Consider the following 23,893-nt stretch of genomic DNA (forward strand, 5'->3'; position numbering starts at 1 on the left):
CCCCGCAGGAGCGGGGACCGCGTGTACGGCTCAGCGCTCCTGGCCGATCAGCCGCCGGTGGGCGTCCAGCGGGGGGCGGGGGCTGGTGCCGTGCAGCGCCAGGGCGGCGGCCCCGGCGGCGCTGTCACGGGCGGTCACCACGCCGTGGTCAAGTCCGGCGCGGACCTTCGCCGCCAGCAGGGTGGGCTCGGTGAGCAGGGATCCCGCCAGCACCAGCGGCCCCGACCCCGGTCCCAGCGAGCGGACGGTGCCGACGAGCCGCCGGGCGGCCTCGTCCAGGATCGCGATGGCCGCCGCGTCGCCCGCTCCCGCGACCGACTCCACCTCCGGCGCCAGCCGCGCCAGCCAGGCGGGCCCCGCCTCGGCGACCCCCTGGTGGACCATGCTCACGATCCGCTGGGCGGACGCGCCGCCGAGGATCCCGCCGCGCAGCGCGGTGGGCGCGGCCCGGCCGTCGAGCGAGGCCAGCGCGGCCTGTACGGCCCGCCGCCCGATCCACGTCCCCGACCCCTCGTCGCCGAGCATCCAGCCGTATCCGTCGGCCCGCCGGACGACCCGCCGGTCGCAGATCCGGGCGGCCACCGCGCCGGTACCCGCGATCAGCACCGCCCCCGAGGGCTCCTCGGTCGCCCCGGCGAAGGCCGCGAGCATGTCGGGCACCACCGTGGGCCGCCCGGCCAGGCCGGCAGCCCGCCACGCCTCGGTGGCGAGGGCCTCGGCCTGCTCGGGCGCCGATTCCGCGCCCGCCAGCCCGAACACGCCGCCCGTCACCCGCTCGGGGGCGAGGCTCCCCAGCGCCGCCTGGAGCGCCGTGCGCAGGCTGGCGCCGGGGTCGGCCGCCGAGAGGGTGTTGGCGCCCTTCCCGTATCCCCGCCCCGCCACCTCGCCGGACTCCGTCGCCACCACGCACCGGGTGCTCGTCCCGCCTCCGTCAACGCCGATGACCAGTGTCGTCACACGCACTCCATATGTAGATAATCTCCCAAGGACTATATTCTTCTGAAGAATTCCTGCAAGGAGAAGACGTGCGGGTGCTCGGACTGATATCAGGGACCTCCCATGACGGGATCGACAGCGCGCTCGTGGACTGGTCGGTGGAAGAGGGCGTGCTCGTGGGGGTCGTCGAGCGCACCGGCGAGCGGCCCTACGATCACGAGCTCCGGGCGCGGATCGTCGCCGCGCTGCCGCCCAACCCGATCGACATGGCCGAGGTGTGCCGCCTCGACACCCTGATCGGCCAGGCGTTCGCCGACGCGGCCGAGGCGGGCGGCCCGGCCGACCTCGTCTGCTCGCACGGGCAGACGCTGTACCACTGGGTGGAGGACGGCACGGTGCGCGGCACCCTGCAGCTCGGCCAGCCCGCCTGGATCGCCGAGCGGACCGGCGTGCCGGTGGTCTCCGACCTGCGCGCGCGGGACGTGAGCGCCGGCGGGCAGGGCGCGCCGCTGGTCTCCTTCTTCGACCTGCTGCTCATGGCCGGTCTGCCGGGCCGCACCGGCGCCCTCAACCTCGGCGGCATCGCCAACCTGACCGTGCGGGAGCTCGGGATCGCCTACGACACGGGCCCGGCGTCGGCGCTGATGGACGCGGCGGTGGCGGCCGCCACGGGCATGCCGTACGACGAGGACGGCCGGCTCGCCGCGGCGGGGCGGGTCCACGAGGAGCTGCTCCGGGAACTGCTGGCCGAGCCGTACTACCGGGCACTGCCGCCGAAGAGCACCGGCAAGGAGCTCTTCCATCCGGGCTACCTCGCCGGGATCGCCTCACCGTACGGACTGGCCCTCCCCGACCTGCTGGCGACGCTGACCGCGCTGACCGCCGAGACGGTGGCCGCGGAGATCAGGCGGCACCGGCTCGACACCGTGATCGTCTCGGGCGGCGGGGTGCGGAACCCGGTGCTGGCCGGCATGCTGCGCGAGCGGGCCGGGCGGGCGCGGATCGTGCCGAGCGACGAGTTCGGTGTCCCCTCCGACGCGAAGGAGGCGATCGCCTTCTCGCTCTTCGGCTGGATGACGGCACACGGGCTGCCCGCGACGGTCCCCGGCTGCACGGGCGCCACCGGGCCGAGGATGCTCGGCGCGATCACGCCCGGCCGGGGGCCGCTGACCCTGCCGGAGCCGCTCCGCCAGGCGCCGGCCCGTATGCGCCTGGACGCCGTGCCGGCGCCCGGCGCGCGGGCGGCGGTCCGGTAGCGGGCGGGGCAGGCCCCCGTGTGGTGACCCGGCCCGGACCCCCTCCGAGGGCGTCCGGGCCCTCGGATGCGAGAGCTTTCACGGGCTTCCCCGGCGAGCGGCCCCGGACCGGGAGGGGCTGGACCACGGGTTTCACGGACATCCGGCCGTGTTTGGTGAAGAAATCACCGGATCATGCGCGATGTGTGCTTGAGATCATGTTCGTTGACCTTTTCCTGGGGCAGGTCCCCCCTCGCGCGTAGCGTTCGCAAGCTCGCGACAGGGATGGGGTCGGGGATGAAGATCATAGGAATCGCGGGCAGCCTCCGTCCGGGGGCGTATGTCCGGAAACTACTTGAGGCGTCGGCCAGAGAGCTGCCGGCGTCGGTGGACTTCGAGATCTGGGACGGGCTGGATCAGGTGCCGCCGTTCCAGGAGGGGCCGCTTCCGCAGCGGGTGGACGAGCTGTGCCACATCCTCTCCGGAGCGGACGGCCTGCTGGTCGCGGCGCCGGCGCACAGCGTCCTGCCTCCCCAGCTCGGCCACGCGCTGGCCTGGGCGGCGTCTTCGCGCGGCGGCGCGGTCCTCGTCGGCAAGCCGGCCGCGGTGCTGACCGCCTGCCTGCACGCCCACGAGGCGACGTGGACGCAGACCGAGCTCCGCCGTGCCCTCGGCGCGGCCGGCGCGGTCGTGTACGGCGCCGACCTGGTCGTGTCGTCGGCGCTGAGCCAGTTCGACTCCGAGGGCAGGCTCGTCGATCCGGAGTTCCGCGACAGGCTCTGCACGGTGCTGAAAGGACTCTGCAAGCCGTCCTTCACCAAGTCCACGGTGTAACAGGCCGCCGGGCCGTCCCGGCCCTCGCGTGATCTCCGGTCGCGGCCCTTCCGGACGGTCGCCGCGGTGGCCGTGCCTCCATGCCCCGGGCCCTCCGCCGGTGCCCGTGTCCCCGTGCCCGGCCTCACGGGCCCCGGCCCGGCGCGCCGGGCCGGCTTAATGTTCGATCAGCATCGAACATTGAGATACGTTCTATCTTAATCGAACACTTTGGCAGAGCTGGATCGGAGACGGCGATGGGCATCGGCCGGATCGGTGTGTGGCATCCCCTGTTCGGACGGGCCCCGGCCCCGGCCGTACGGCGGGCGGCGGTGGAGATCGAAGCACTCGGCTACGGCACGCTGTGGTTCGGTGAGGCGCCTGGAACCAGGGAGGCGTTCAGCGCCGCGGGCATCCTGCTCGCGGCCACCGAGCGCATCTCGGTCGCCACCGGCATCGCCAACATCTGGGCGCGGGACGCGACCGCCATGGCGGCCGGGGGGAAGTCGTACGGCGAGGCCTACCCGGGGCGGTTCGCCCTGGGCATCGGGGTCAGCCACGCCCCCCTCGTCTCCCGGCGCGGCCACGACTACACGCGTCCCCTCGCCGCGATGCGCGCCTACCTCGCCGCGATGGACGCCGCCGCCGCCGACCTGATGCTCGTCGACAACCCGCCCACGCCCAGGCTGCTGGCGGCCCTGCGGCCCCGGATGCTGGAGCTCGCCCGGGACAAGGCCGACGGCGCCCACCCGTACTTCGTGCCGCCGGAGCACACCGCGCACGCCCGCGAGATCCTCGGCCCGGCCCCGATCCTCGCCCCCGAACAGGCCGTGGTCCTGGAGCGCGACCCGGCCAGGGCCAGGGAGATCGCCCGCGCGCACATGGACCCCTACCTGAAGCTGCCGAACTACGTCAACAGCCTGCTCCACCTCGGCTACGAGGACCACGACTTCACCGGCGGCGGCAGCGACCGGCTGGTGGACGCGATCGTCGCGTGGGGCGACGCGGAGGCCGTCGCCCGGCGGATCGGCGCGCATCTCGACGCCGGGGCGGACCACGTCGCCGTCCAGCCGCTCCCCATCGACCTGCGCGGGGCCGTCGATCAGCTCACCGAGCTGGCCCCGGCCCTCGGCGTGCGCCCGGGGGAGTAGGGCGTCCACCGCCGCCCGCCCGCCCGGCCGTGACCGATGTTCCGTACGGGCGGCGGTCCGGCGCGGCCCCGGCGCAACCGCCGGGCCGTGCCGTACGAAGATGGGTAGGAGGGGGCAGGGAGGTCGTCGTGGGTGACTCGGGGGAGGAACGGGCGCTGAGCGCCCTGGGTGCGGCACTCGACACGGGCGCCCCGGCCGTCCGCCACGGGCTCAGGGAGTTCCCCGAGGGCACGCCGTTCCTCTGGCTGGGCTTCCCGGGGGCGGGGGAGGCGGCCGTCTTCGCACACGGCCGTCAGTGGATCTGCCTGAGCGAGCCGGAGCCGGGCGGGGTGACCACCCAGCTCGTCGCCGGCCGGCTCGACGAGGACCCCGCGCTCGTCGTCGAGCGGCTGATGTCCGTCATGGCGCCGGTCCGCGGGCGCGCGGACGGCCTGTCCCGCGTGCTGAAGGCGTGCGTGCTCGGCCTCGCCGCGGGTCTGGGCGTGGGCATGCTGGGCACGGTGATCATGGCGATACTCGTCGCGGGCAACGGCTACCTCTCGGACACCTCGACCGTCGCGGTGTACGTCCTGGCCGCCGTGCTCGGCGCCGGAGCCGGCCTCTGGCTGGGCGTGCGCTGGTGGAGGCTGGGCTGACCTGCGCGTGATCGCCCTTCCCGTGGGCAGGGACCGGCCAGGCGATCAGTTGGAGGGATGGCATGGCCGAGTTGCTGGCGATCTACAACGAGGAGGCGGGCGGCGTGGACGACGCCGCCAGGACGGCGGTCCTGGAGGTGCTCCGCGGCGGCGCCGACGTGGTGGAGGCGCCCGCGGGGCAGAAGGACCTGGACGAGATGCTCGACGCCCACCCCGGCCGGGACGTGGTCGTGCTGGGCGGCGACGGGTCGCTGCACGTGACGGTCGCGGCCCTGCACCGGCGCGGCGAGCTGGAGGCCCGCACCGTGGGCCTGGTCCCGCTGGGCACCGGCAACGACTTCGCCCGCGGCCTGGGCATTCCGCTGGACCCCGAGGTGGCGGCGCGCATCGTGCTCGCCGGGCGGCCCCAGCCCCTCGACCTCCTGGTGGACGACGAGGGCGGGGTCGTGGTCAACGCGGTGCACCTCGGCGTCGGAGCGGAGGCCTCCGAGCAGGCCAAGCCGCTCAAGCCGAAACTCGGACGGTTCGCCTACGCGGTCGGCGGGCTGCTGGCGGGCGTGCGGAGCCCCGGCTGGCGGCTGCGGGTGACCGTGGACGGTCGGCCGCTGGCAGAGGGGCGCCCGGTGCTCATGGCCGGCATCGGCAACGGCGTCACCATCGGCGGCGGCACCCCGCTGACCCCCCGGGCCAGGCCCGACGACGGCATGGTGGACGTCGTCGTCGCGCTGACGACAGGGCCGGTGGACCGGCTCGTCTACGCGCTGCGACTGCGCCGGGGCACACACCCGGAGCTGCGCGACGTCGTCACCGGCCGCGGCCGCGAGGTGGCGGTGGAGGGCGAGCCCGTGCCGGTGAACGCCGACGGCGAGCTGACCGGCCCGACGGCCCGGCGCCGCTGGACGGTCGCGCCCGCCGCCTGGCGGATGTTCACCTGACCGGGCCGCCCGGCCCGGCTCCGGGAGCGGCCGGCCCCGACCGGCGGCGTACGGTCCGCGGAGCTCCGCCCGGCCGGGCTCCCCGCCTACTTCAGCGACTCCGACACCAGGTCCCTGGCCGCCTCCTGCACCTCGGCGAGGTGCTCGGGCCCCTTGAAGGACTCGGCGTAGATCTTGTAAACGTCCTCGGTGCCGGAGGGCCGGGCGGCGAACCAGGCGCTGTCCGTGCTGACCTTCACCCCGCCGATGGGGGCGCCGTTGCCGGGCGCCGAGGTGAGCACCTCCCTGATCGGCTCGCCGGCGAGCGTGTCGGCGGTGACCTGCTCGGCCGAGAGCCTGCCGAGCACCGCCTTCTCCTCCCGGGTCGCGGGAGCGTCGACCCGGGCGTAGGCCGGATCGCCGAACCTGGACACCAGCCCGGCGTAGTGCTCGCTCGGCGAGCGGCCGGTGGTCGCGATGATCTCGGAGGCCAGCAGCGCCAGGATGATCCCGTCCTTGTCGGTGGTCCACACCGATCCGTCGCGGCGCAGGAACGACGCCCCCGCGCTCTCCTCGCCGCCGAAACCGAGTGAGCCGTCGAGCAGCCCCGGCACGAACCACTTGAACCCGACGGGCACCTCCATCAGCCGCCTGCCCAGATCGGCGGCCACCCGGTCGATCATGCCGCTGCTCACCAGCGTCTTGCCGACCCCGGCGTCCGCGGGCCAGTCAGGCCGGTGGGAGTAGAGGTAGGAGATCGCGACGGCGAGATAGTGGTTGGGGTTGAGCAGGCCCCCGTCGGGGGTGACGACGCCGTGCCGGTCGGCGTCGGCGTCGTTGCCCGTGGAGACGTCGAAGGCGTCGCGGTTGGCGATGAGGGAGGCCATGGCGTACGGCGACGAGCAGTCCATCCGGATCTTGCCGTCCCAGTCCAGCGTCATGAACCGCCACGTCGGGTCGGTCAGCGGGTTGACCACCGTCAGGTCCAGCCGGTGCCGCCCGGCGATCTCCCCCCAGTAGGCCACGCTCGCCCCGCCCAGCGGGTCGGCGCCGATGCGCACCCCCGCCTCCCGGATCGCGTCGATGTCCAGCACCGACGGCAGGTCGTCCACGTAGGCGCCGAGGAAGTCGTGGCGGCCGGTCGTGTCGGCGGCCAGGGCCCTGGCGTAGGGGATCCGCCTGACCTCCTTGAGACCGCCCGCGATCAGCGCGTTGGCCCGGTCCTGGATCCACGAGGTGGCGTCGGTGTCGGCCGGGCCGCCGTTCGGCGGGTTGTACTTGAAGCCGCCGTCGCCGGGCGGGTTGTGCGAGGGGGTCACCACCACGCCGTCGGCCAGACCCGCCGCGCGCCCGCGGTTGTGGCTGAGGATCGCGTGGGAGACCGCCGGCGTCGGGGTGTAGCCGTCACGGCTGTCGATCAGCACCCTCACCCCGTTGGCCGCGAACACCTCCAGCGCCGACACCTGGGCGGGCTCCGAGAGCGCGTGGCTGTCGGCGCCGAGGAAAAGCGGCCCGTCCACTCCCCGCGCTGCGCGGTATTCCACGATGGCCTGGCTGGTCGCGAGAATGTGGTCCTCGTTGAAGGCGACGTTCAGCGAGGAGCCGCGGTGCCCCGACGTGCCGAACGACACCCGCTGGCCGACCTCCTGGGGGTCGGGGCGGAGAGCGTAGTAGGCGGTCACCAGGCGGGCCACGTCAACCAGATCGGAGGGTTGGGCGATCTTCCCCGCGCGCTCGTGCGTCATTGCGATCTCCTTATGTCATCACGGCCAGACGGTACCTACCCGCAAACAGGCAGAACTTTAGCCATCGCCCCCGGACTTCGGCCCCGGGCCTGCGACTTCTCGCCATGCCCGGCCGCCGGGACGGGGCCGGCGTCGAGCCGGACCCGTCCGGGCAGGGCTCGTCGGAAAGGCTCGAAGATCCATGTCGCCGGCCGTGACGGCGTGCCGGGCGGTCGGGCCGGACCGAGGCCGGCGAGCCCGCCTCCGGACGGTCTTCCGGGACCGGCGCCTGTGAAACCAGGTCGACGCGTCATCGGCGCCCGCGGTGCGGCAGCCGGCGGCCCAGGTCGCTCATCCGGTCGAGCAGGCGTCTCCGGAACGCGGGAGCGCCCGATCCCACGGCGACGCCGGCCGAGCCGGTCGCCGGGACGGGGACCACCGGCCCGGCCCGGTCAGGGGCCTCGCCGAGCGCCTTCCGCTCGCTCTCCGAGGCCTCCTCCAGACGGGCGCGGAGCCGCTCGCGGATCTCGTCCGGAGTGTAGGCCTGCCGCCGCCGTTCCGCCCGGGCGATCACCACTCCGGTCGCCGCCACGCCCGCGACACCTGCCAGGCCGAGTATCTTCCACCACCGCATGTGCCTAGGCTACAGAGATGCCCGGCAAGAGCATCAGCCTCGACGAGGCGGTCGACCTGACCCGTACCGGCGACGTATGGCTGTTCCGCGGCCGCACCGTACCCGATCGAGCCATCCAGACCGTGACGAACAGTCCCGTCAACCATGTCGGCATGTCCGTCGTCATCGACGACATGCCGCCGTTGATGTGGCACGCCGAACTCGGCCGGTCGCTGCCCGACCTGTGGTCCGGGACCCACCAACGCGGGGTCCAGCTGCACGACCTGCGCGAGGCGGTCTGCGTGTGGGCCACCAGGTACGGCCAGCGCGGCTGGCTGCGCCAGCTCGAACCCCAGGTCACCCGTGAGATGGAGGACGCGGTCCTGCGCACCGTCGCACGCCTGGACGGCACCCCGTTCCCCTCCACCGCCCGGCTCGCCGGTCGCTGGTTCCGCGGGCGGGTGCCGAAGCTCCTGAAGCGGGGCGCCGAGGAGAGCGCGCTGGAGAGCGCCTACTGCGCGGAGGTCGTCGCCGTCACCTACGAGGCGATGGGGCTGCTCCCCGGCGGTCGCCGCCCGAACTGGTACGACCCGGGCCGGTTCTGGAGCGGCGACGACCTGGAGCTGTCCGGCGGATTCCAGCTCGGCGGGGAGATCACCGTGAAGCTGGCGTAGGCCGTACGGCAGACTTGGACGCAGACGCGACCCCCGGCGGCTCGCCACCCGAGGTCACAGGTGGTGGATCTTGTCGCTCCGTGCCGCTGCGGCGCCTCGCAGCGGACACGCCGCTGTGAACACCAGGGGGATGGGTCATGTCGGACACCGTGGTCGTCGTCGGAGCCGGGCTCGCCGGTCTGTCATGCGCGGTACGGCTGCACGCCGCAGGGGTGCCGGTCCGGGTCGTCGAGGCCGCCGGGGAGGTGGGCGGGCGGGTGCGCACCGACATCGTGGACGGCTTCCGGCTGGACCGCGGTTTCCAGGTGTTCAACACCGCCTACCCGGAGGCCGGCCGGGTCCTCGACATCGGCGCCCTGGATCTGGGGGTGATCGCCTCGGGGCTGATCGTCTTCGACCGGGGGCGGCGGGAGCGTTTCATGCTGCCCTGGCGGCATCCCGAGCACGCGCTCAGCGGGGTGCTGGCGGATGTGGGGTCGCCGCGCGACAAGGCCGCCCTGGCCGCGCTGACGGCACGGGACATCGCCTTCCCCGCCGACCGGCTGCGCGGCGGCACCGAACGCACCACGGAGGCGGAGCTGCGGCACTGGGGCATCTCGTCCAAGATGATCGACAAGCTGCTCCGCCCCTTCCTGTCCGGAGTGGTGCTCGAACGGGAGCTCCAGACCTCCAGCCGGTTCTTCCACCTGCTCTGGCGGGCCTTCGCCCGGGGCACGATCGGGCTGCCCGCGCTCGGCATGGGGGAGATCCCCCGCCAGCTCGCCGCCCGCCTCCCGGCCGAGGCGCTGTCACTGGGCACCCCGGTCGCGGCGGTGACGGAGGACGGGGTGAGGACGGCCGGGGGCGAGACGATCCCGGCCCGCGCGGTCGTCGTGGCGACCGACCCGGCCGCGGCGGCCGGTCTCTGTCCCGGGCTGAGGATCCCGGAGATGCGCGCGGTGACGACCTTCTACCACGTCGCCGCCCGCTCCCCGCTGGGAGAGCCCACGCAGATCGTCGACGCCGAGGGCCTGGTCACCGACACCCTGGTCGTCACCGACGTCGCGCCCGGATACTCCCCGGACGGCCGCGCCCTGATCTCCACCTCGCTCCTGGGGGTCCTGTCCGACGCCGACGAGCCGGGGGTCCGGTCACGGCTGGCCCAGATCTACGGGACGGACACCTCCGCCTGGCGGCACCTGGCGACCTATCCGATCGAGGCCGCGCTGCCCGCGATGACGCCGCCCTTCCCGCTGCGCCGGCCGGTCCGTCTCGCGCCCGGCCGCTACGTGTGCGGCGATCATCGCGACACCGGCTCCCAGCAGGGGGCCCTGGTCTCCGGCCGGCGTGCCGCCGACGCCGTACTGGCCGATCTGGGCTGATCGATCCGAGCCGGTCGGCGGGCCGACATCTCTTCATACAGGGAGATATGTGGTCAAGAGTCATGCTATGGGGCATTTAACGTGACATCGGAGGGCATTGATCTACGAAAGATCGATGAGCGACTCGGGGCCCGGCGGATGGGTCCAGGAGGACTCATCCGTCCATCCAAGGAGATCACTGTGAAGAAGAAGTCTCTTCTCGCCTCGGCTCTGACCGCGCTGGCCCTGGCCGCCGCCCCGGGCGCCGCCCAGGCGGTCACCACGGGTTCCATCCTCCGGGTCTCTCCCACGCCCATGCCCACCGACATGACCTCCGAGTCGCCCACCGACATGACCTCGGAATCGCCCGGCGGCTCGGAATCGCCCGGCGGCGCCATGACCAAACCCTTCGGCCCGGGCTGTTCCTCCCTGCCCACCACCGGCGCGGGCAGCCTGGAGAGCATGGCCAAGGAACCGGTCGCCACCGCGGCGTCCCACAACCCGCAGCTCTCCACCCTGGTCGAGGCGGTCAAGAAGGCCGGGCTGACCGACAAGTTGAACTCCGCCAAGGAGATCACGGTGTTCGCCCCCACCAACGAGGCGTTCAGCAAGATCCCGAAGGAGATGCTCGACAAGGTCCTGTCCGACAAGGCACAGCTCACCAAGATCCTCTCCTACCACGTCGTCGAGGGGAAGAAGACCCCCGAGGAGCTCACCGAGGCGACGCTGAGCACGCTCTCGGGCGGCACGCTGACCGTCAAGGGCTCCGGTGAGGACTACATGGTCAACGACGAGGCCAAGGTCCTGTGCGGCAACATCCAGACCGCCAACGCCACCGTCTACCTGATCGACGCGGTTCTGCTGCCCACCGCCGGGGCGTCGCCGAGCTGAGCGGGTGGAGGGGCGCCCTTCGCGGGTGCCCCTCACCGTGTCCTTCCGCCGATGACGAGTACCGCGCCCATCCACGGGTAGCCGGCGCGGTACACGGAGAAGGGAAGCGGCATGGGTGTGAGGGACGGCTTCGGGCTGCGGGCGCGGCGGCTGAGGGCGGTGGCCCGCGAGGTCTTCGGGTGGCGGGACCTGCGGCCGGGACAGCTCGAGGCCATGCGCCACCTGCTGGGCGGCGGCGACGCGCTCGTGGTCATGCCGACCGGCAGCGGCAAGTCCGCCGTCTACCAGGTGCCGGCCCTGCTGCTGGACGGGCCGACGGTGGTCGTCTCGCCGCTGATCGCGCTCCAGCGCGACCAGGTCGCCGGGCTGCGGGAGGCCGACGCCGGCGGGGCGGTCGCGGTCAACTCCGCGCAGGCCGGCGCCGAGGCCTCCCTTGAGTCGGTGCGGGCGGGCAGGACCGAGTTCGTCTTCCTCTCGCCCGAGCAGCTCGCCAGGCCCGAGACGGTCGAGCGGCTGCGCGCCGCCCGTCCCTCGCTGATCGCCATCGACGAGGCCCACTGCGTGTCCGCGTGGGGACACGACTTCCGGCCCGACTACCTGCGGCTGGGACAGGTCATCGAACGGCTCGGCCACCCCCCGGTGGTGGCGCTGACCGCCACGGCGACCCCGTCGGTCCGCGAGGAGATCGTCACGGCCCTGGGCCTGTCGGACGTCCGCCAGATCGTGCGCGGCTTCGACCGCCCCAACCTGGACCTGGAGGTCCGCCGGTTCGTCACCCAGGAGGACCTGCGGCGGGCGCTGGTGGAGGACGCCGCCTCCCGTCCCGGGCTCGGGCTGGTCTACGTCGCCACCCGCCGCGCCGCCGAGGAGTACGCCGCCGCGCTGCGGGAGGCGGGCCGCCGGGTCGAGCCGTACCACGCGGGGATGAAGGCCGCCGACCGCCACCGCGTCCACGGGATGTTCCGCGATGACGAGCTCGACGTCGTCGTGGCGACCTCGGCGTTCGGCATGGGCATCGACAAGCCGGATGTGCGGTTCGTGCTGCACGCCGCTCCACCGGAGTCGCCGGACTCCTACTACCAGGAGATCGGCCGCGCCGGCCGGGACCAGGCCCCGGCATCGGCGGTGCTGTTCTACCGTCCGGAGGATCTCGGGCTGCGCAGGTTCTTCGCCGGGGGGCGGGCCGACGAGGAGCTCCTGCTGCGGACCGCCACGCTGATCCACGAACACGGGGGCGCCGTCCCGGCCGCCGGGCTGCGCGGCCTGCTGGACGTCGGCGCCACCCGGCTGACCCGGGTGGTGAACCTGCTGGAGCGCGCCGGCGCGGTCGAGGTCACCGGGGAGGGGGACCTGCGCCAGGTCTCCGGCGGCCCCGCGCCGCGGGAGGCCGTCGCGCGCGCCGTCGAACTCGACGACACCCGCCGCCGCATCGACGACTCACGCATCGACATGATGCGCGGCTACGCCGAGACCACCGGCTGCCGCCGCAGGTTCCTGCTGGAGTACTTCGGCGAGCCGTACGAGCGCACCTGCGGCGACTGCGACACCTGCCGGGCGGGCCTGTCCGCCCCGCCCGAGACCGGCGGCGGGCCCTTCCCGATGCACGCCGGCGTACGGCACAGCAGCTGGGGCGCCGGGGTGGTGATGAGCAGGGAGGCCGACCGGATCACCGTTCTGTTCGACGAGGTCGGCTACAAGACGCTCTCCCTGGAGGCCGTCGAGCGCGACGGCCTCCTGGTGGCCGAGTACGTCTAGAGACCGCCCTGGAGCCGAAAAGGCATCCTGGCCAGGGGGCTGGCAGGACTCGGCTACCTCACTGGGCCGGATGCCCTGCCAGGCGGGTGAGATGCGACAAGGTCGCGTCTGTGGAGGTCGTGCGGGACCGGATGGTCCGGTCCCTCATCTCCTCGGCCTCGCGCAACTCCTCCACGTTCTCCGAGGTGATCCACCGTTCAACGGGATCGGCCCGGTCCGCCCGGACCCTCGGCGGGTCAGCCGTCGGTCTTGCGGGCGACCCCGGCCACCGTCCAGGTCCTCTCCGGGCGCTGGGCGGCGAGCGGGTTGTCGGGACGCCACTGGCGGAGGTAGACCAGGCCCGGGTCGACGAGTTCCAGCCCGTCGAAGAAGCGCAGCACCTGCTGGCGCGTGCGTGAGGCGTCCTCGCTACGGCCGAGGACCTTGCGGTAGATGTCGACGAGCGGCCCCGCCGCCTCGGGACGGGCGTCGAAGACGGCGTGGGCGATGACGAGGTGGCTGCCGACCGCCACCGCGTCGCGCAGCCGGGCGACGCTCTTGAACGGGTCGTCCTCGTCGGGGATGAACTGCAGCGCGGAGGTGATCAGGAGGGCCACCGGCCGCTCCAGATCGATGAGCCGCCGCAGCTCGGGGTCCGCGAGCAGCTCGTCGGGGTGGAGCACGTCGCCCCTGACGGCGGCGGTGCGGGGGTCGGTGGCCAGCAGGGCCAGGGAGTGGGAGAGCACGACCGGGTCGTCGGCGACGTAGACCACGCGTGCGGCGGGCTCAAGGGACTGCGCGACCTGGTGGACGTTGTGCTGGGTGGGGAGTCCCGCGCCTATGGTGAGGAACTGCGTGATGCCCTGCCCGACGAGATGGCGGACCGCCCGGCCGAGGAAGGCCTGGCCCTCCTTCGCCATCGTCCTGATCTCCGGGGCGATGGCGAGCACCTCCTCGGCGGCCCTGCGGTCGGCCGCGAAGTTGTCCTTGCCGCCGAGGAAGTAGTCGTTCATCCGGGCGACGTTGGGCACGCTCGTGTCCAGACCTGCCGGTGGCCGCCGGGTCGCGTCGCTCATGGGTCATCTCCTCGGTTGCCTGTGAGACTAAAGAACAGTGGCGTCCGTGGGTAGATGGCAAGCTGTGGGCAATGCGAGAAATATGTTGATTGTTCTGTAAGGTCCGCTGTCCCGCGCGGCCTGCTATTCCTTGCGTCCGACCCCGCCGACGACCCACACGGAGTCGGGCCGGTGGAGCGCGATCCCGTCGGGTCGCCACCGGGGCACATAGACGAGTCCGGGTTCGACGAGAGTGAGCCCGTCGAAGAAACGCCCGACGTCGGCCTTGGTGCGCAGGTTGTCACGGCGGGGGCCGGTGACCGAGCCCCGGTCCTGGTAGAGGGCGGCGAGCTTCGCGGTCGTCTCCGGGCGCAGGTCGCTGACCGCGTGGGAGAGGGCCACGTAGCTGCCCGGCGCGATCGCCTTCTGGAGTTCGGTGACGATCTGCATGGCCAGGACGTCGTCGGTGACGTCCTGCAGGAGCGAGAAGAGAAGGACCGCCACGGGCCGGTCGAGGTCGATCATGCCGGTGAGCCGCGGGTTGGAGAGCAGCCGCTCCGGATCGCGCGCGTCGGCCTCGACCACGGTGGTCAGGAGGTCGTCCTGGAGCAGGGCCTGGGCGTGGACGACGACCATCGGATCGTTGTCGACGTAGACCACCCGCGCGTCGGGCGCGACGGCGTGGACCATCTCGTGCACGTTGCCCTGGGTCGGCAGGCCGCAGCCGATGTCGATGAACTGCCGGATGCCGGATTCGGCGAGGAAACGGACCGCCCGGCCGAGGAAGCGGCGGCCCTCCCGGGACATCGCGGGGAGCTCCGGCGCGAGCGCGAGCGCGATCTGCGCGGCCGCGCGGTCGGCGGCGAAGTTGTCCTTGCCGCCCAGGAAGTAGTCGGCTATCCGCCCGGCGTTGGGGATCGTGGGGTCGAACGTGAGGCGTCCGGTCTTCGACGGCACCATGACATCCTCCATCCGGCCGGCGCGGGTTTCAGCGGACAATATCCATCATTCGCCGAACATGAGACATATTCGCGCAAATCGCCGCTCCGGTGGGGGCGGGGCGTCCGCCGTTCGCCGCTCCGGTGGGGGTGAAGCGTCCGCCGTTCACCGTTCCGCTGTCGGTGGGGCGTCTGTCAGTGGCACGCCTCCAGGTGGCGTGCGGCCCTGGAGGGGACGGCGAACGCGGCCCACACCGCCTTGCCCCGGCTCTCCAGGGGCGCCCACCCCCACATCTCGCTGACTCCCTGGACGAGCTGCAGCCCGCGGCCGTTCTCCGCCTCGTAGTCGGGCTCACGCAGGCTGGGGCCCTGGTCGCTGGGATCGGTGACCGCGCACAGCACCGAACGCTCGGTGTGGCAGAGGATGACTCTGACGTCCTGCGCGGAGCGGCCGCCCCCGTCCCGTACGCCGTGACGCACGGCGTTGGTCACCAGCTCGGAGACCACCACACCGGTGTCGTCGATCAGCGGGGCCAGTTCCCAGGAGCGCAGCGCGGCGGAGGTGAACTCGCGGGCGGTCCGTGCCGCGAGGGGGGCGTGGCGCAGGCTCCGCACCGCCATCCGCAGATGGTCGACGTGGCTGTCGCCGTCCGCCCAGGGCGGCAGCCCGCTCGGGGGGAGCACGTGATCGAGCATTGACAACCACCGTTCCCACCCACCGATCTCTGTCCGGATGGGTGTGGCTTGGGTTTGATGTCGCGGGTGACCAGTCATCGGTGACCTTGGGGAGGCGGGAGGAGCGCGTAACGGGAGCAGTCCGTTTCGTCAATCTTGCCCGTCAAAATGTGCATAAGCAAGTACAGATGCACGTGCATCTGCACAACGCCCTATGCTTGTACGGGTGTTTCCCTCCCTAATCGGTGAGAGGCGAGGATGAATCAGCTGCACAACGGCATGTCGGCGACGCTGCTGGACGGCGTCGTCTGGCGCAAGAGCCACTTCAGCAATCCCAGCGGTAACTGCGTCGAGCTGGCCGTCCTGCCAGGCGGCGGGGTCGCGATCCGCAACTCGCGGGACCCGGAGGGGCCCGCGCTGATCTACACCCGCCGCGAGCTCGACGCCTTCGTCCGGGGCGTGAAGGGCGGCGACTTCGACGACCTGATCGTCTGATCATCCGAATTGATTGAAGAATAAAATTCTATGTGGCCGGGAAGGTATGACCGGAGTACCGTGAAGGCTCGCGACGACCACAAAGAGTGGGCGGGGGCTCGCGTTCCGCGCTCGAAGGAATGTAGATGATCACACCTCACGCCGGAGGCGAGCCGGTCCACCCCACCCCCGTGGCCCTGCCGCGGGGGAGTTCGACGGTGCTGAGGATCGTGCTGGGCGCGCAGCTCCGACGGCTCCGCGAGCAGCGCCACATCACCCTGGAGGCGGCGGGGCACGCCATCCGCGCCTCGCACTCGAAGATCAGCCGCATGGAGCTCGGCAGGGTCGGCTTCCGGGTGAGGGACGTGGCCGACCTGCTCACGCTGTACGGCGTGACGGACGACGACGAGCGGCAGCCGCTGCTGGCCCTCGTCGAACGGGCCAACGTCACCGGATGGTGGCACAACTACAACGACATCCTGCCGAGCTGGTTCGAGACGTATGTGGGCCTGGAGGAGTCAGCCACCGGCATCCGCAACTACGAGGTCCAGTTCGTGCCCGGCCTGCTCCAGAGCGAGGGCTACGCGCGGGCCGTCGTCAAACTGGGGTTCCCGGCCGCGCCCGAGGAGGAGCTGGAGCGGCGCGTGCGGCTGCGCATGGCGCGCCAGCGCCTCCTGCGCGGCGCCGAGCCGCCGCACCTGTGGGCGGTGCTCGACGAGGCGGTGCTGCGCCGTCCCCTCGGCGGGGCCGAGGTGATGCGCGAGCAGATCGACCACATCCTCCAGGCGCTCGAACTGCCCAACGTGACCGTCCAGATCGTGCCCTTCAGCGTCGGCGGACACGCCGCGGCCGGCGGGCCCTTCAGCATCCTGCGCTTCTCCCAGCCCGACCTGCCCGACGTGGTCTACATGGAGCAGCTCACCAGCGCGGTCTACCTCGACAAGCGCGGCGACGTGGACCGCTACCTAGAGGTGATGGAACGGCTCTGCATCGAGGCCGAGCCGGCGTCGCGCACACGGGAGATTCTCACCCGGATCCGCGAAGAGCTATAGAAGCGGCCATAAAACGGTCAAGTCGGCAACCGTCCCGGCCCGCCGTACGAAGATGGTCGGATGAGATGCCTCGTGACCGGAGCGACGGGATACATCGGCGGGCGGCTCGTGCCCGAACTGCTCGACGCCGGGCACGACGTGCGGTGCATGGTCCGCTCGGCCGGCCGGCTGCGCGACCAGCCGTGGGCGTCCCGCGTGGAGGTCGCCGAGGCCGACGCGGCCGACGCCGTCCGGACGGGCGAGGCGCTCGACGGCGTCGACGTGGCCTACTACCTCATCCACACCATGGGCGGGGGAGCGGACTTCGCCGCCGCCGACCGGCGCGCGGCCGCCACGTTCGCCGCCGCGGCCCGGGAGGCGGGAGTGCGCCGCGTCGTCTACCTCGGCGGCCTCGCGCCCGACGAGGGGCTCTCGCCCCACCTGCGCTCCCGCGTCGAGGTGGGGGAGATCTTCCTGCGTTCCGGGGTGCCGGCCGTGGTGCTGCGGGCGGCCGTCATCATCGGATCGGGCTCGGCCTCCTTCGAGATGCTGCGCTACCTCACCGAGCGGCTGCCGGTGATGACGACGCCGCGGTGGGTGCGGACCAGGACGCAGCCCATCGCGATCCGCGACGTCCTGCGCTACCTCGTGGGCTGGGCGGCCGTCGAGGGCGAGGTGAACCGCTCCTTCGACATCGGCGGCCCGGACGTGCTCACCTACGCGGACATGATGCGCGTCTACGCCGAGGTCGCCGGGCTGCGCCGGCGGGTGATCATCCCGGTCCCGATGCTCAGCCCCGGCCTGTCGAGCCACTGGGTGGGGCTGGTCACCCCCGTCCCCGCGGGCATCGCCCGCCCGCTGGTGGAGTCGCTGCGCAACGAGGCCGTCTGCCGCGAGCACGACATCGCCGGCTACGTCCCCGACCCGCCCGGAGGTCTGATCGGGCTCAGGGAGGCCGTCGAGCTGGCCCTGCGGCGGATCAGGGAGGCGAAGGTCGTCACCCGCTGGTCCTCGGCCTCGACGCCGGGGGCGCCGAGCGACCCGTTGCCCACCGACCCCGACTGGGCGGGCGGCAGCCTCTACGTCGACAGGCGGGCCCGCCGCGTCGACGCGTCCCCGCAGGCCCTCTGGGCGGTGATCGAGTCGATCGGCGGCGAGAGGGGCTGGTACTCCCTGCCCGTCGCCTGGCGTGCCCGGGGCCTTCTCGACCGTCTCGTCGGCGGCGTGGGGCTGCGCCGCGGACGCCGCGATCCGCGCAGGCTCCGCGTGGGCGACTCGGTCGACTTCTGGCGGGTCGAGGAGGTCGAGCCCGGCCGCCTGCTCCGGCTGCGCGCCGAGATGCGCCTGCCCGGCCTGGCCTGGCTGGAGCTGAGCGTGCACCGGCACCGGGGGCGGACGGTGTACGGCCAGCGTGCGATCTTCCATCCCCGGGGTCTGGCCGGCCATCTCTACTGGTGGTCGATCTCGCCCTTCCACAGCCTGATCTTCGGCCGGATGACGCGCAACGTCGCGGCGGCCGCCGAGCGCGGTGACACGGCCGAGGACCTTGAGGTCCTCTCCTCACGGTCCCGCGCCGATCCGGACGCCGTGACCGCACCCGTCCCGGCGTCCGGGCTCAGTGGCCGGAGTCCACGCGCTGCCAGTACGCGTCACGGGCCTCGATGAGCTGGGAAAGATGCTTGTCCCCCCACGTCCGGCAGGCGTCGACCAGGTCGAGAAGGCTGCGGCCGAGGGGGGTGAGCGCGTACTCCACCCGTGGCGGGATCTCCGGGTAGGCGGTGCGGGTGACCATTCCGTCCCGTTCGAGCGCCCGGAGCGTCTCGGTGAGCACCTTCGGCGTGATGTGATGCAGCGGCACGAGAAACTCGGAGAAGCGCCGGGGGCCGTCTTCAAGGCAGATGACGATCATGGCGGTCCATTTGTCGCCGATCCGGATCGGCGTGATGCTGGACGGGCAGGCCGGGTCGAACATCTGGGGATCGAGTGGCTTGGTCACCGTTCAGACGGTAGTCAAGCGCCCCTGGGGTGACAAGGCTCCCCGGTGGCCTCACTGTGAGCCGACGTGACCTGCGAGGACTTCGCCGTCCTGGACCGGCGGGACGTCGCCCGGCGGCACCCCCTCCGCCGGCCCGGCCGCGGGCACGCCGACAATGGAGCGATGGACTACCCAGAACTGCCCGGGCCCGCGTTCCTGTTCGACCTGGACGGAACCCTGATCGACAGCGTCTACCAGCACGTCATCGCCTGGCGCAGCGCGCTGTCGCACCTCGGCATCGACCTGTCGGTGTGGCGCATTCACCGGCGCATCGGGATGAGCGGCGGCCTGTTCGTCAGCGCGCTGCTGCGCGAGACCGGCCTGTCGCTGACCAAAAGCCAGATCGACGACCTGCAGCAGGCCCACGCGGACGCCTACACCGAGCAGCTCGACTCGGTGCGCCCGCTGCCGGGCGCGGCCGACCTGCTCGCCGAGCTGACCGGCCGCGGCGTGCCGTGGGCGATCGCCACGAGCGGCTACGCCAGGACCGCCAGGTCGGCGCTCGGCATGCTGGGGCTGCCCGAGGACACCCCGATGGTCACCCGCGACCTGGTGCGGCGGGCCAAGCCCGACCCCGACCTCTTCCTCGCCGGGGCGGCGCTGCTCGACGTCGATCCGAGGTACGCCATGGTCGTCGGCGACAGCGTCTGGGACCTGCTGGCCGCCCGCCGGGCCGGAGCCCTGGGGATCGGCCTGCTGTCCGGCGGCTACGGCAGGGAGGAGCTCGAACGCTCCGGCGCGTTCCGCGTCTACGCCGATCCGGAGGACATGCGCAACCGGCTCGACGAGCTCGGTGTCCGCCTCGACTGAACGCCCGGCCGGACGATCCCGGGAGAGCGCCGCGCGGACGGCCCGCCCCTCCGCTCAGGGCTTCACGAGAACGTCGATGACGTCTTCGTAGCCGATCTCCTTCTTGGCGAAGTGCCCGGCCGTGGCGAGCTCGGCCAGGCCGTGGGCGGTGGACAGCAGGGCCATCACCCCCGCCTTGGAGGCGGCCGGGCCGCCGGCGGCCTCCAGGTCGAGCGCGGCCATCACGTCGTCGATCGCCCCCTCCAGCTCCGGATGGTGGCCGATGAGGAACTCCGAGGCGAACACGAGCCGGTATTCGTTGCGGTGCTCCAGGGCGTACTCGACGTAGCTGGTGTAGAAGGCCCGCAGCCGGTCTCGGCGGTCGGCTCCCTCCAGGACCGCTCCGGCGACGTGCGCGCTCAGATCGACGATGACCCGGACGGCGAGCGCGGCGAGCAGCGCGGTCTTGTCGGCGAAGTGCCGGTAGGGGGCCATCCGCGACAGGCCGGTCAGGTCGCCGACCGCGCGCAGCGTCACGGCGTCGAGGCCCTCCTCGCGCAGCAGGCGCAGCGCGCTCTCGACCAGCCGGGTCCTGGTGTCGTCCACCACGTCGCCCACCTTCTCACACCCCCGGATGTTGACAACGTCAACATCGGCGTCGACACTGTCCACATGATGTTGACGACGTCAACAGGAGTGTCATGAAGATCATTCTGAACGGCGCCCCCGTCCTGCTGGACGCCGGCCGGGACGACGCGACCGTGGACGTCCTGCGGGACGGGCTCGGCCTCACCGGGGCCAAGGCCGCCTGCCGTACCGGGGTCTGCGGCGCGTGCACGGTCATGGTGGACGGCACCCCGCAGGCGAGCTGCCTGCTGCCGGCCGCGGCGCTGGAGGGGCGGCAGGTCACCACCGCCGAGGGGCTGGACCATCCCGTCCAGCGGGCGTTCGCGGTCCACGACGGCATGCAGTGCGGCTACTGCACGCCGGGATTCGTGGTGGAGGCCGCCGCGTTCGTGGACCGCTGGCGCGGCGAGCACGGCGACACCGCGCCGCCGCGCGAGCGGATCGCCGCCGCCCTGGCCGGCCACCTGTGCCGCTGCGGGGCGTACGAGGGCATCTACGCGGCGGTCGCGGCCGCCTGCCGCGGCGAGCACGACGCCGCCACCGGTGCGCCCGCGCGGGTGGAGGCGATGGACAAGGTCACCGGCCGGGCCCGCTACACCACCGACGTCCGCCTGGACGGCCAGCTCGAAGGCGTGATCATCCGCTCCGCGAGGGCGCACGCCCGGGTCGTCGAGGTGAAGGTGGACGGCGCGCACACGGTCGACCTGCTCCCGTCCGACCGGGTCGTCCGCTACGCGGGCCAGCCCGTCGCCGCCGTCGCCGCTCCCACCCGCCGCGAGGCACTGGCCATCGCGGAAGGCGCGCGGATCGTCTACGACCCGATCCCCGCCGCGCTCGACGACGCGCCCGGCGCCCCGCCCGTCTACGACGAGTCGAGCAGGAGGCGCGCCCCCAGCTCCAGCGAGGGGATGAACCTGCCGGGCGGCTGGAACGGCAACGTCAAAGGCCCCTTCACCATGGCGAGCCGGCGCAGCCGTACCGCGCGGCGCCGGATCGAGGCCGCGCGGCGCCGCGCCGACCCGCTCCTGGTGACCGGGACGTTCACCACCGCGGTGCAGGTCCACACGCCGCTGGAGCCGCACGCGTGCGTGGCCCGCTGGGACGACCGGGGCGACCTCCACCTGCACCTGTCCACCCAGACGGTGGGCCTGGCCGCCGGGCAGGCCGCCAAGCGCTGGGACCTCGCCGCGGACCGGGTCCACGTCGTCGCCGACCACGTCGGCGGCGGCTTCGGGGCCAAGGTCGGGATCACCGCGGAGACGGTCGCGGCGGTCGAGCTGGCCCGGGTCTGCGGCGCGCCGGTGCGCGTGGTGCTGAGCCGCGCCGAGGAGCTCACCGACGCGGGCAACCGGCCCGGGACCCGCACCGACATCGCCCTGCTCACCGACGACAGGGGCGATCTCGCGGCCCTCGCCATGGACGTCCGCGGGCGCGGCGGAGTGGCGGTCGGGTCGGCCGTCGCGGTGCTCGCCCGCCTGATGTACGGCACGGCGCCCCGGCTGCTCCGCGACTCCGACGTCGTCACCAACGAGCCGCCCGGCACGCCGTTCCGCGGCCCCGGAGCGCCGCCCATGCTCTGGGCGCTGGAGCAGGCCGTCGACGAGGCGGCCCACCGCCTCGGCGAGGACCCCGTCGCGCTGCGCCGCCGCTGGGACGGCAACCGCAAGCGGCACGCGCTCTACGACTGGGTCGCCGGCCTGCCGGTCTGGCTCGACCGGCCGGGGACCGGCTCGCAGACGGGCAGGTTCCGCCGGGGCGTCGGGGTGGCCGCCGCCAACTGGGCCTACATGCTCGACCCCGCGACCGAGGTGGAGCTCGAGGTCCGGGGGGACGTGGTCGTCGCCCGCACCACGGTCCAGGACATCGGGACCGGCACCCGCACCGTCATCGCCGAGGTCCTGGGCGAGGAACTCGGCCTGCCCCCCGAGCGGATCCGCGTGGAGATCGGCAGGACCGGTACCGTGCACGGCCCGCCCTCCATCGGCAGCCGCGCCACGACCTCGGTGGCCCCGGCCGCGCGGGACGCCGCGCGGCGCCTGCGGGCCCAGGGCCTCACCGACGGCCGCAGGGTCGTCGGCAGGCGCCGCGGCGACCGGCGCGGCTACGTCACCCCCGTCGCGGTGGCCGGCATGGCGCTGGGCCGCGGGTTCAGCGGTGCCGTCCACGTCACCGAGGTCGAGGTCGACACCCGCCTGGGCGTGATCAGGCCGCTGCGGGTGTGGGCCGGGATCGCGGTCGGCCACATCTACAGCGAGCGGCTGGCGCGCGGCCAGTGCGAGGGCGGCATCGTCCAGGGCATCGGCTACGCGCTGCACGAGGAGCGCCACGTCGACCCGGTGACGGGGGCCGTGCTGACCACGAACCTGGAGGACTACCGGATCCCCGGGATCGGGGACAGCCCCGAGATGGTCGTCCACTTCCACCGGGACGGGTGGGACCACGTCAACGGCGGCGGCGTCGGGGTGGGCGAGGTCTCCACGATCGGCGTGGCCGCCTCGGTGGGCAACGCCGTCCACAACGCCACCGGCTGGCGCCCCCGTGATCTGCCCATCCGGCCTGACCGGCTTCTTGAGGGGATCGGCGGGTGACCGCTCTCAGCGGCCCCGGCCGGCGCCCCCGTGATCTGCCCATCCGGCCTGACCGGCCTCTCGAAGGGAACAGACGTTGACCGTCCTCACCGACCTCGGCCAGGCAGCCCGGCACGCGGGCGAGTTCCGCGCGGGCGGCACCGATCTCATGGCCCGCCGTCCGGCCGGGCCGTACGTGGACCTGCACGGCCTTCCCGGACTGTCCGGCCTCACCTGGCGGCCGGACGGCTCCCTCCGGATCGGCGCGCTGACCACGGTCGCGGAGCTGGCCGGCGACGTACGGCTCCGCGCCGCCCATCCCGGCCTGGCGCTGACGGCGCAGGCCCTCGCCACCCCCCAGATCCGGGCGGTGGCCACCGTCGGCGGCAACCTGCTCCAGCGCAACCGCTGCTGGTACTACCGCAACCCGGCCTTCTCCTGCCACCAGAACGGCGGCGACTCCTGCCCGGCCCGCGCGGGGCTCACCCTCTACTCCGCGGTGATCGAGACCGGCCCGTGCGTGGCCCCGCATCCCTCGTCGCTGGCGATGGCGCTGCTCGCGTGCGAGGCCTCCGTCGAGGTGCACGGCAGGGGCCCGTCACCGGTCGGCGACCTGTACGGCGACGGCTCCGACCCCGCCCGCGACCACCTGCTCGGCCCGGGCGAGATCCTCGTCGGGATCGACCTGCCGCCGCCCGTGCCGGGGGAGCGGGCCGCCTACCACCGTGCGATCGGCAGGTCCGAGGCCGAATGGCCGCTGGTGGAGGCGGTCGCGCGGCTGATCCCGGACGGCGACGGGATCGCCCTCGCCGCGGTGGCCGTGGGAGGCGTCGCCCGCACCCCGCTGCGCCTGCCGGAGGTCGAGGAGGCGCTGCTCGCCGGTGAGCCCCTCGATCGCGCCGCCGCGCGGGCCGCCGCCCGGTGCACCCCGACGGCCCAGAACGGCTACAAGGTCGCGCTGCTCACCGGGACGGTCCTGGAGGTGCTGGAACGCGCCGCCGGGGCCGCCGAGGGCGGGTCCTGAGCCCGGCCGGTGGTCCCG

General features: G+C 73.1%; 23 protein-coding genes. 15 read left to right on the plus strand and 8 right to left on the minus strand.

The window, feature by feature from the left end:
• Nucleotides 1-30: 30 nt before the first annotated feature.
• Entirely contained in the window at nt 31-957 is a 927-nt protein-coding gene (locus BM085_RS32265) for an N-acetylglucosamine kinase (protein WP_093890605.1), read from the minus strand.
• A 68-nt stretch (nt 958-1,025) separates the two neighbouring features.
• On the opposite strand from BM085_RS32265, the gene BM085_RS32270 reads away from it, so the two are divergent.
• The 5 genes from BM085_RS32270 to BM085_RS32290 all read left to right on the plus strand — a co-directional run bounded on the left by BM085_RS32270 (nt 1,026) and on the right by BM085_RS32290 (nt 5,705).
• Nucleotides 1,026-2,192, plus strand: coding sequence for an anhydro-N-acetylmuramic acid kinase (locus BM085_RS32270; RefSeq protein WP_093890606.1), 1,167 nt, complete (start codon nt 1,026-1,028; stop codon nt 2,190-2,192).
• A 276-nt stretch (nt 2,193-2,468) separates the two neighbouring features.
• Entirely contained in the window at nt 2,469-3,005 is a 537-nt protein-coding gene (locus BM085_RS32275) for an NADPH-dependent FMN reductase (protein WP_177245382.1), read from the plus strand.
• Nucleotides 3,006-3,241: 236 nt separating this feature from the next.
• Nucleotides 3,242-4,135, plus strand: a complete 894-nt coding sequence (locus BM085_RS32280) for a TIGR03620 family F420-dependent LLM class oxidoreductase (RefSeq protein ID WP_093890608.1) — start codon at nt 3,242-3,244, stop codon at nt 4,133-4,135.
• Between the two features lie 128 nt (nt 4,136-4,263).
• Nucleotides 4,264-4,770, plus strand: a complete 507-nt coding sequence (locus BM085_RS32285) for a hypothetical protein (protein ID WP_093890609.1) — start codon at nt 4,264-4,266, stop codon at nt 4,768-4,770.
• A 62-nt stretch (nt 4,771-4,832) separates the two neighbouring features.
• Complete coding sequence (locus BM085_RS32290) at nt 4,833-5,705, plus strand: diacylglycerol/lipid kinase family protein (protein ID WP_093890610.1); 873 nt, start codon at nt 4,833-4,835, stop codon at nt 5,703-5,705.
• A gap of 86 nt (nt 5,706-5,791) precedes the next feature.
• Here the strand turns inward: BM085_RS32290 and pgm are convergent, their stop codons facing one another.
• Together pgm and BM085_RS32300 are read right to left on the minus strand one after the other, a co-directional pair.
• The gene (gene pgm / locus BM085_RS32295) at nt 5,792-7,429 is read right to left on the minus strand and encodes a phosphoglucomutase (alpha-D-glucose-1,6-bisphosphate-dependent) (RefSeq protein ID WP_093890611.1); all 1,638 of its coding nucleotides are present in this window, start codon (nt 7,427-7,429) and stop codon (nt 5,792-5,794) included.
• Between the two features lie 289 nt (nt 7,430-7,718).
• Nucleotides 7,719-8,042, minus strand: coding sequence for a hypothetical protein (locus BM085_RS32300; protein WP_093890612.1), 324 nt, complete (start codon nt 8,040-8,042; stop codon nt 7,719-7,721).
• Nucleotides 8,043-8,059: 17 nt separating this feature from the next.
• Here BM085_RS32300 and BM085_RS32305 point away from each other — a divergent pair, with 17 nt between their 5' ends.
• The 4 genes from BM085_RS32305 to BM085_RS32320 all read left to right on the plus strand — a co-directional run bounded on the left by BM085_RS32305 (nt 8,060) and on the right by BM085_RS32320 (nt 12,681).
• Nucleotides 8,060-8,695: a hypothetical protein gene (locus BM085_RS32305; RefSeq protein ID WP_031165001.1), complete on the plus strand. Its 636-nt coding sequence runs from the start codon at nt 8,060-8,062 to the stop codon at nt 8,693-8,695.
• A 137-nt stretch (nt 8,696-8,832) separates the two neighbouring features.
• The gene (locus tag BM085_RS32310) at nt 8,833-10,056 is read left to right on the plus strand and encodes an NAD(P)/FAD-dependent oxidoreductase (RefSeq protein ID WP_093890613.1); all 1,224 of its coding nucleotides are present in this window, start codon (nt 8,833-8,835) and stop codon (nt 10,054-10,056) included.
• Between the two features lie 180 nt (nt 10,057-10,236).
• Nucleotides 10,237-10,926 (plus strand): fasciclin domain-containing protein, encoded by a 690-nt coding sequence (locus tag BM085_RS32315; protein ID WP_093890614.1) that lies wholly within the window; start codon nt 10,237-10,239, stop codon nt 10,924-10,926.
• 111 nt (nt 10,927-11,037) lie between these two features.
• Nucleotides 11,038-12,681: a RecQ family ATP-dependent DNA helicase gene (locus BM085_RS32320; protein ID WP_093890615.1), complete on the plus strand. Its 1,644-nt coding sequence runs from the start codon at nt 11,038-11,040 to the stop codon at nt 12,679-12,681.
• Between the two features lie 236 nt (nt 12,682-12,917).
• On the opposite strand, the gene BM085_RS32325 is transcribed toward BM085_RS32320, so the two are convergent.
• From BM085_RS32325 to BM085_RS32335, 3 genes are all read right to left on the minus strand, one after another.
• Nucleotides 12,918-13,736 (minus strand): SAM-dependent methyltransferase, encoded by an 819-nt coding sequence (locus BM085_RS32325; RefSeq protein WP_093890616.1) that lies wholly within the window; start codon nt 13,734-13,736, stop codon nt 12,918-12,920.
• A gap of 123 nt (nt 13,737-13,859) precedes the next feature.
• Nucleotides 13,860-14,675 (minus strand): SAM-dependent methyltransferase, encoded by an 816-nt coding sequence (locus BM085_RS32330; RefSeq protein WP_093890667.1) that lies wholly within the window; start codon nt 14,673-14,675, stop codon nt 13,860-13,862.
• Nucleotides 14,676-14,848: 173 nt separating this feature from the next.
• A complete protein-coding gene (locus BM085_RS32335; RefSeq protein WP_177245383.1) occupies nt 14,849-15,349 on the minus strand; it encodes an ATP-binding protein in 501 nt (166 codons plus the stop codon).
• Nucleotides 15,350-15,586: 237 nt separating this feature from the next.
• Between BM085_RS32335 and BM085_RS32340 the strand changes: the two genes are divergently transcribed.
• The 3 genes from BM085_RS32340 (at nt 15,587) to BM085_RS32350 (ending at nt 18,498) form a co-directional block, all read left to right on the plus strand.
• Nucleotides 15,587-15,823 carry a DUF397 domain-containing protein gene (locus tag BM085_RS32340; protein WP_093890618.1) on the plus strand — a complete coding sequence of 79 codons (237 nt, stop codon included), beginning with the start codon at nt 15,587-15,589 and terminating at the stop codon, nt 15,821-15,823.
• Nucleotides 15,824-15,948: 125 nt separating this feature from the next.
• Nucleotides 15,949-16,854 (plus strand): helix-turn-helix domain-containing protein, encoded by a 906-nt coding sequence (locus BM085_RS32345; protein WP_093890619.1) that lies wholly within the window; start codon nt 15,949-15,951, stop codon nt 16,852-16,854.
• 60 nt (nt 16,855-16,914) lie between these two features.
• Nucleotides 16,915-18,498: an SDR family oxidoreductase gene (locus BM085_RS32350; RefSeq protein ID WP_245789828.1), complete on the plus strand. Its 1,584-nt coding sequence runs from the start codon at nt 16,915-16,917 to the stop codon at nt 18,496-18,498.
• Here the strand turns inward: BM085_RS32350 and BM085_RS32355 are convergent.
• Complete coding sequence (locus BM085_RS32355) at nt 18,449-18,829, minus strand: winged helix-turn-helix transcriptional regulator (protein WP_093890620.1); 381 nt, start codon at nt 18,827-18,829, stop codon at nt 18,449-18,451. The two genes, BM085_RS32350 and BM085_RS32355, sit on opposite strands and share 50 nt — an antisense overlap.
• A gap of 162 nt (nt 18,830-18,991) precedes the next feature.
• Between BM085_RS32355 and BM085_RS32360 the strand changes: the two genes are divergently transcribed.
• Nucleotides 18,992-19,678: an HAD family hydrolase gene (locus tag BM085_RS32360; RefSeq protein WP_093890668.1), complete on the plus strand. Its 687-nt coding sequence runs from the start codon at nt 18,992-18,994 to the stop codon at nt 19,676-19,678.
• A 54-nt stretch (nt 19,679-19,732) separates the two neighbouring features.
• On the opposite strand, the gene BM085_RS32365 is transcribed toward BM085_RS32360, so the two are convergent.
• The gene (locus BM085_RS32365; protein ID WP_177245384.1) at nt 19,733-20,266 is read right to left on the minus strand and encodes a TetR/AcrR family transcriptional regulator; all 534 of its coding nucleotides are present in this window, start codon (nt 20,264-20,266) and stop codon (nt 19,733-19,735) included.
• Nucleotides 20,267-20,358: 92 nt separating this feature from the next.
• Between BM085_RS32365 and BM085_RS32370 the strand changes: the two genes are divergently transcribed.
• Both BM085_RS32370 and BM085_RS32375 read left to right on the plus strand, forming a co-directional pair.
• The gene (locus BM085_RS32370; protein WP_093890622.1) at nt 20,359-22,872 is read left to right on the plus strand and encodes a molybdopterin-dependent oxidoreductase; all 2,514 of its coding nucleotides are present in this window, start codon (nt 20,359-20,361) and stop codon (nt 22,870-22,872) included.
• A gap of 76 nt (nt 22,873-22,948) precedes the next feature.
• Nucleotides 22,949-23,875: an FAD binding domain-containing protein gene (locus tag BM085_RS32375; protein ID WP_093890623.1), complete on the plus strand. Its 927-nt coding sequence runs from the start codon at nt 22,949-22,951 to the stop codon at nt 23,873-23,875.
• Nucleotides 23,876-23,893: the final 18 nt, after the last annotated feature.

It is taken from the genome of Streptosporangium canum, from assembly GCF_900113865.1.
Classification (GTDB): Bacteria; Actinomycetota; Actinomycetes; order Streptosporangiales; family Streptosporangiaceae; genus Streptosporangium; species Streptosporangium canum.